At 58.0% G+C, this 4470-nt stretch carries 8 protein-coding genes; 5 read left to right on the top strand and 3 right to left on the bottom strand.

Features of this window, described 5'->3' with window-relative positions; translation table 11 throughout:
- The 4 genes from ABCP74_RS09325 to ABCP74_RS09310 form a co-directional block, all read left to right on the top strand.
- On the top strand, positions 1-769 hold a 769-nt coding region (locus ABCP74_RS09325), incomplete at its 5' end, for a helix-turn-helix domain-containing protein (RefSeq protein WP_343102200.1).
- A 79-nt stretch (positions 770-848) separates the two neighbouring features.
- On the top strand, positions 849-1250 hold the full coding sequence (locus ABCP74_RS09320; RefSeq protein WP_343011785.1) for a hypothetical protein: 402 nt from the start codon (positions 849-851) through the stop codon (positions 1248-1250).
- Positions 1251-1252: 2 nt separating this feature from the next.
- Positions 1253-1585: a hypothetical protein gene (locus ABCP74_RS09315; RefSeq protein ID WP_117848977.1), complete on the top strand. Its 333-nt coding sequence runs from the start codon at positions 1253-1255 to the stop codon at positions 1583-1585.
- 127 nt (positions 1586-1712) lie between these two features.
- Positions 1713-2318: a plasmid mobilization protein gene (locus tag ABCP74_RS09310; RefSeq protein ID WP_147332656.1), complete on the top strand. Its 606-nt coding sequence runs from the start codon at positions 1713-1715 to the stop codon at positions 2316-2318.
- A 169-nt stretch (positions 2319-2487) separates the two neighbouring features.
- Here ABCP74_RS09310 and ABCP74_RS09305 read toward each other — a convergent pair whose 3' ends face one another.
- The 3 genes from ABCP74_RS09305 to ABCP74_RS09295 are packed head-to-tail and all read right to left on the bottom strand — an operon-like array spanning position 2488 to position 3418.
- Positions 2488-2832: a hypothetical protein gene (locus ABCP74_RS09305; RefSeq protein ID WP_233506208.1), complete on the bottom strand. Its 345-nt coding sequence runs from the start codon at positions 2830-2832 to the stop codon at positions 2488-2490.
- 14 nt (positions 2833-2846) lie between these two features.
- Complete coding sequence (locus tag ABCP74_RS09300) at positions 2847-3119, bottom strand: hypothetical protein (protein WP_012814665.1); 273 nt, start codon at positions 3117-3119, stop codon at positions 2847-2849.
- A 5-nt stretch (positions 3120-3124) separates the two neighbouring features.
- The gene (locus tag ABCP74_RS09295) at positions 3125-3418 is read right to left on the bottom strand and encodes a hypothetical protein (RefSeq protein WP_233540078.1); all 294 of its coding nucleotides are present in this window, start codon (positions 3416-3418) and stop codon (positions 3125-3127) included.
- Between the two features lie 328 nt (positions 3419-3746).
- Between ABCP74_RS09295 and ABCP74_RS09290 the strand changes: the two genes are divergently transcribed.
- Positions 3747-4470 (top strand): hypothetical protein (locus ABCP74_RS09290; RefSeq protein ID WP_425458555.1); only part of this gene is annotated, 724 nt, incomplete at its 3' end.

Genomic DNA, 4470 nt, shown 5'->3' with positions numbered 1-4470 from the left:
CGACTTCCTTCCCCCGGAACAGCAGGTAGACCTGTCGAAGAAGTGGAGGGAGACGAGGTACACGCTCAAACAGGCCAAGGAGAGATTCCCCGAGTGGTACGAGAAGGTCATCGTCGGCGGCGGACGCGCCGACGGCTCGTGGGATGCCAAGGAAGACCTCTACAACTGGTGGCTGCGCAAGATACGCGCGGGTGCGACGTTCAGCCATAGGTACTTCTGCCTGATGGCTCTGGCGATATACGCCGTGAAGTGTGGCATCACCGACCGCGACCGCGTCAAAGCCGACATGGAGTCACTCGTGCCGTTCCTGGATTCGGTAGACACCGAGCACCCGTTCGGCAACGACCATGAGGTCGAGAACGCTCTCGAATGCCTCGACCTGCGGTACAAGAAGTTCCCCATCAAGGACTTGGAGAGGATATCGGGAATAGCGATCCCGAAAAACAAGCGGAACTACAGGAAGCAGCCACAGCACATGGAGTATCTAAACGGGCTGCGCAAGATGCGTCGCGACGTTCTCGGCGAGAACGAGTATGAAAACAGCGGTCGGCCAAAGGGAAGCGGTGAAAAGTGTGAGTTGATTCGCTCCTATGCCCGGGAGCACCCGGATGCCAACCACTCGGACATAGCAAAGGCGCTGGGCGTGTCGAGGTCTACCGTCATCAAGTGGCTGAGGGACTGGAAGCGCGACACCGACGGCCTGCCGGATGGCGCATGGTACGAAAACGGGCACGTTCACGTCGATATGACGGAGCCGAAAGCCGATTGATTCTTGCCTGCTTTGCGTTTGGGTGATGAAATGGGCTGATACACAGGGTGATACACACCGAGATACACAGGAGATACACGTGCCGCAGAAGATGTTCAGGCTTACAGATGAGCAAATCTGTAAGCTAAAAAAGGTTTCCGAGCTGCGAGGATGTTCTCAAACTGATTTGATTCGCGGGTTCATCGATTCGCTTGACGAGGAGCCGCCTGATACACAGGGTGATACACACCGAGATACACAGGAGATACACGGTGACGAGCGGTCGAGCGGAGCCGATTCGCCAGCGCTCGCCGCCCTCATCGACCAGCTCGCCAAGAAGGACGAGCAGATAGCCAAGCTCATGGAGACCGTGGCCGACAGCACCAAGGCCGTGCAGGGCGCTCAGGCGCTCCACTACGAGACCGCCCAGACGCTCGCGCTGGAATCGACCGAGCAGAAGCTGAGCCGCTGGCAAAGGCTCAGGAGGGCTTGGAGGGGCTAGCCATGAAGTGGAACGTATCCGTGCTGCGCAGGTCGGGGGAATGCGAGCGCACCGAGGTGGCTGACTTTGAGTTGTCGGAGTTCTTCAACCGAATCGCGAGCGCCGAGGGCAAGGCGTGGGTTCTGTCGGTCGAGCGCGTCGGCGATGTGGGCGATTCCGCGCTCGTCGAGCCTGACGGCGATGAACTCGTATCGCAGCTCGGCAAGCGCCGCTGGCGCGTCATGGGAGACCCGGAGGACGGCTGGTGGGTCGAGGTCGATTCAGACGGCAACGAGCTTCCGGGCGATTGGGAGTATGACCGAAAGGGCGGGTACGTCTACTGCGCGTTCGCCTAGTCGGGCTGTCCGTCTTCTTTCTGCGGCGGCGGCACCGCAGAAAGAAGACTCTCGCGCAAGCGCTCACCGGCCAAGGCCGCTCTCCGAGTTGCAAGATTTGGGAAGTGTACGGACAAACTCCACTGTTGTGGACTTTTTCCTCACTTCCATCTTGCTCCCGAACGGCTTTAGCGGCCTTGACGGGAGAGCGCTTGCGCTTTGGAAAACCGGCAATTTAGAGTTGCCGGTTTTCAGCGGGCGGCAACCCTGCCGCTCGATTTCGCACCGTTTGCAAACGCGGCGGCGCTATTTGCAAACGGATGATTCTGGAAAAACGAGAGGTGCCGAAAGCGACATGCGGAGAAAAGAAGCACGCGTCGAGGTGCGGATGACCGAACACGAGAAGGAGGCCCTCAAGCGAAAAGCCGCAAAAAACGGCATGACGGTTTCCGAATACGCTCGCACGCTCCTTGCCAATTCCGACGATGCGACAATCAGGGTCATTGATACCGAGCCTTTGAGAAAGGCCGCGCACGAACTCGCGAAGCAGGGGACGAACCTGAACCAGTTCATGAGATTCCTGAACACGTACGGCTCGAATGCGCTCGACCATGAGGAAGCCAAGGCGGTTTTGGGAAAGGAGGTTGCGGCGTTCTCTGAAATCATGGAAGCGCTCGCGGCGCTCCGCAGGGAAGCCGACCGGAACAACGTCCATCTTAAAATCGAGGATTTCGACAATGCCGAAAACGACTGACGAGGGCAAGGAAAGGGTCGATGGGCAGGTTAGCCCATCGACCCTCAATCAAGTCTGGTCTTCTGTTTCGACCGTCGCGTCAATTCCGTCGTCGGTGAACGAGTCGGCTTAGATCCGCGCGGGCGCGGAACACGCCGCCCCGTAGTCACCGACAACTACATTGACCCGACTACTCGCCCGATTCCGAATCGAAAACGCGCTCCGGATATACCCGTCGGATGGTCTCGATTCCGTCATAGATTTCATCATCGTCCTCGCGAAAGGCAAGTGACTTGATATTCTGCATGACCCACTTCTGACGGGAGAGCTTGGAAATCGCGAGGGTTTGCGCATCGACCTCATCGTATCCCTTGGCTGCACGCCAAGTTCCGCGTGCGATGCGTTCGTTTCCAAGCCCCTCGACGTTCTTGCCAACGTAGTCATAGAGGGTATCGACCTCGTAACCGTTCTTTTTCGCCTTATCCTCATCGAAGACGATGGTGAAGCTCCAAGGCTCCATTGTCGTTTCAGCCATATGGTCAGTGTCCTTTAGGCCTGTGCTGCCAGATAGTAGTCGAGTGCGTCCCTGTAGACCGAAGACGGCTTCACGCCCTTGCTGCGGGCTATCATGGCCACTCTCTGCGTATCCTTCGCGTCGTAGACCACCGTCACGCGGCGGGTTCCGACCGCGTCGAGGTGTGAGCCGCTGAACACCTTGCCATCGGGTTCCGGCTCGAAGCTGCCGTCCTCGTAGGGCGCGGCCATGCGGTCGAGGTCGGCATCGGTGATGCCGTGCTTCGCCATGAAATCGTTCACGTTCATCAAAATCACCTCTCCAAGCCGAGTTCCCTGAGCGTCTTGCCGCTCGGCGGGGTCATCCCGTGGTAGACGAAGAAGTAGTCATCGTCGGCATCGTAGATGTAGACGAGCTCGACCAGCCTGCTGCGGGAGTCCGTGCCGACGGCAATCCACTCGCCCGATTCGCGTTGCTTGTAGCGAATCATCGACCGCATCGCGGCCATCACGTCCGCTTCGCTCACCTCGGGGTGCCGCCTGCTGATTCTGGGGTGAACCCCTATCTGGCTCATGCCCGCTCTCCTTTCGATATGATATGAAATCATATCATATCTTTCTATCGGGAGAAATACGCCTTCACTTCAAGTGCCAGACAAATGCCAGACGCTTTTATCGGGGAAATGTCTGAGATGCCAGACGTTCTGCCATACACCGTATCTTCCGGCTCTAGGTGTACAATAAAATCATTGATAAAATAACGTGCCTATGATGGCTTCGGGATGGGTTCCAGAGGGAGCCTTTTCTTCCGGCTCTAGGTGTACAATAAAATCATTGATAAAATAACGTGCCTATGAGGGCTTCCGGGATGGGTTGGTGAGCGGGTTGTCTCTTGAGTCTGTTCTTCTCGAATACGGGGCTTCCGAGGTGTCGGCCATGGAAGTCTACTCGGACATCTTCCAGCTCGGCGATGGCTTCATCCAGACGGAGGGCGAGCCGGGCGGGCTGCACAAGGCCAACCCGATAATCCTCGGCTCGTTCGGCGGGCATTACGACAGCGACGGGAAGCTCGTCGGAGACAGGAGACGCCGCCGAATCCTGTTCGAGGACACGTTCGAGGAGACCCTTGCCGAGTTCCGCGATGCGAACTGGGCGATAACGAACGGTCTCACCTACTGGGGCAGGGCGAACACCGCCGACGCGCAGAGCAAGATGTGCGCCATGATTTTCGACCTCGACGGGCAGGATGACGGCACGCTCACGGCCTTCCTGTACAACTGCCGAAGCGACTATCCCATCTACCCAGAGCCGAACTACATCATCCTGAGCGGCCACAACGTTCATCTGTACTACGTCCTCGAGGAACCCGCCGACCTATACCCGAACACCAAGAGCCTGCTGAAGGACATGAAGTACCGCCTGACCGACAGGATGTGGAACAAGTACACATCGAGGGAATGGGAGCACCCGCAGCATCAGGGCATCAACCAAGGGTTCCGCGTCATCGGCGGCAAGACGAAGGACGGCGGCACGGTGAGGGCGTTCAGGGTCAACACGCACCCCTTCTCGCTCGAAGAGCTGAACGACTTCCTTCCCCCGGAACAGCAGGTAGACCTGTCGAAGAAGTGGAGGGAGACGAGGTACACGCTCAAACAGGCCA

It is taken from the genome of Collinsella aerofaciens (genome assembly GCF_039062315.1).
Lineage (GTDB): Bacteria > Actinomycetota > Coriobacteriia > Coriobacteriales > Coriobacteriaceae > Collinsella > Collinsella aerofaciens_BG.
The sequence above is the reverse complement of the archived record's forward strand: the minus strand, read 5'-3'. Positions and strand labels throughout refer to the sequence as shown.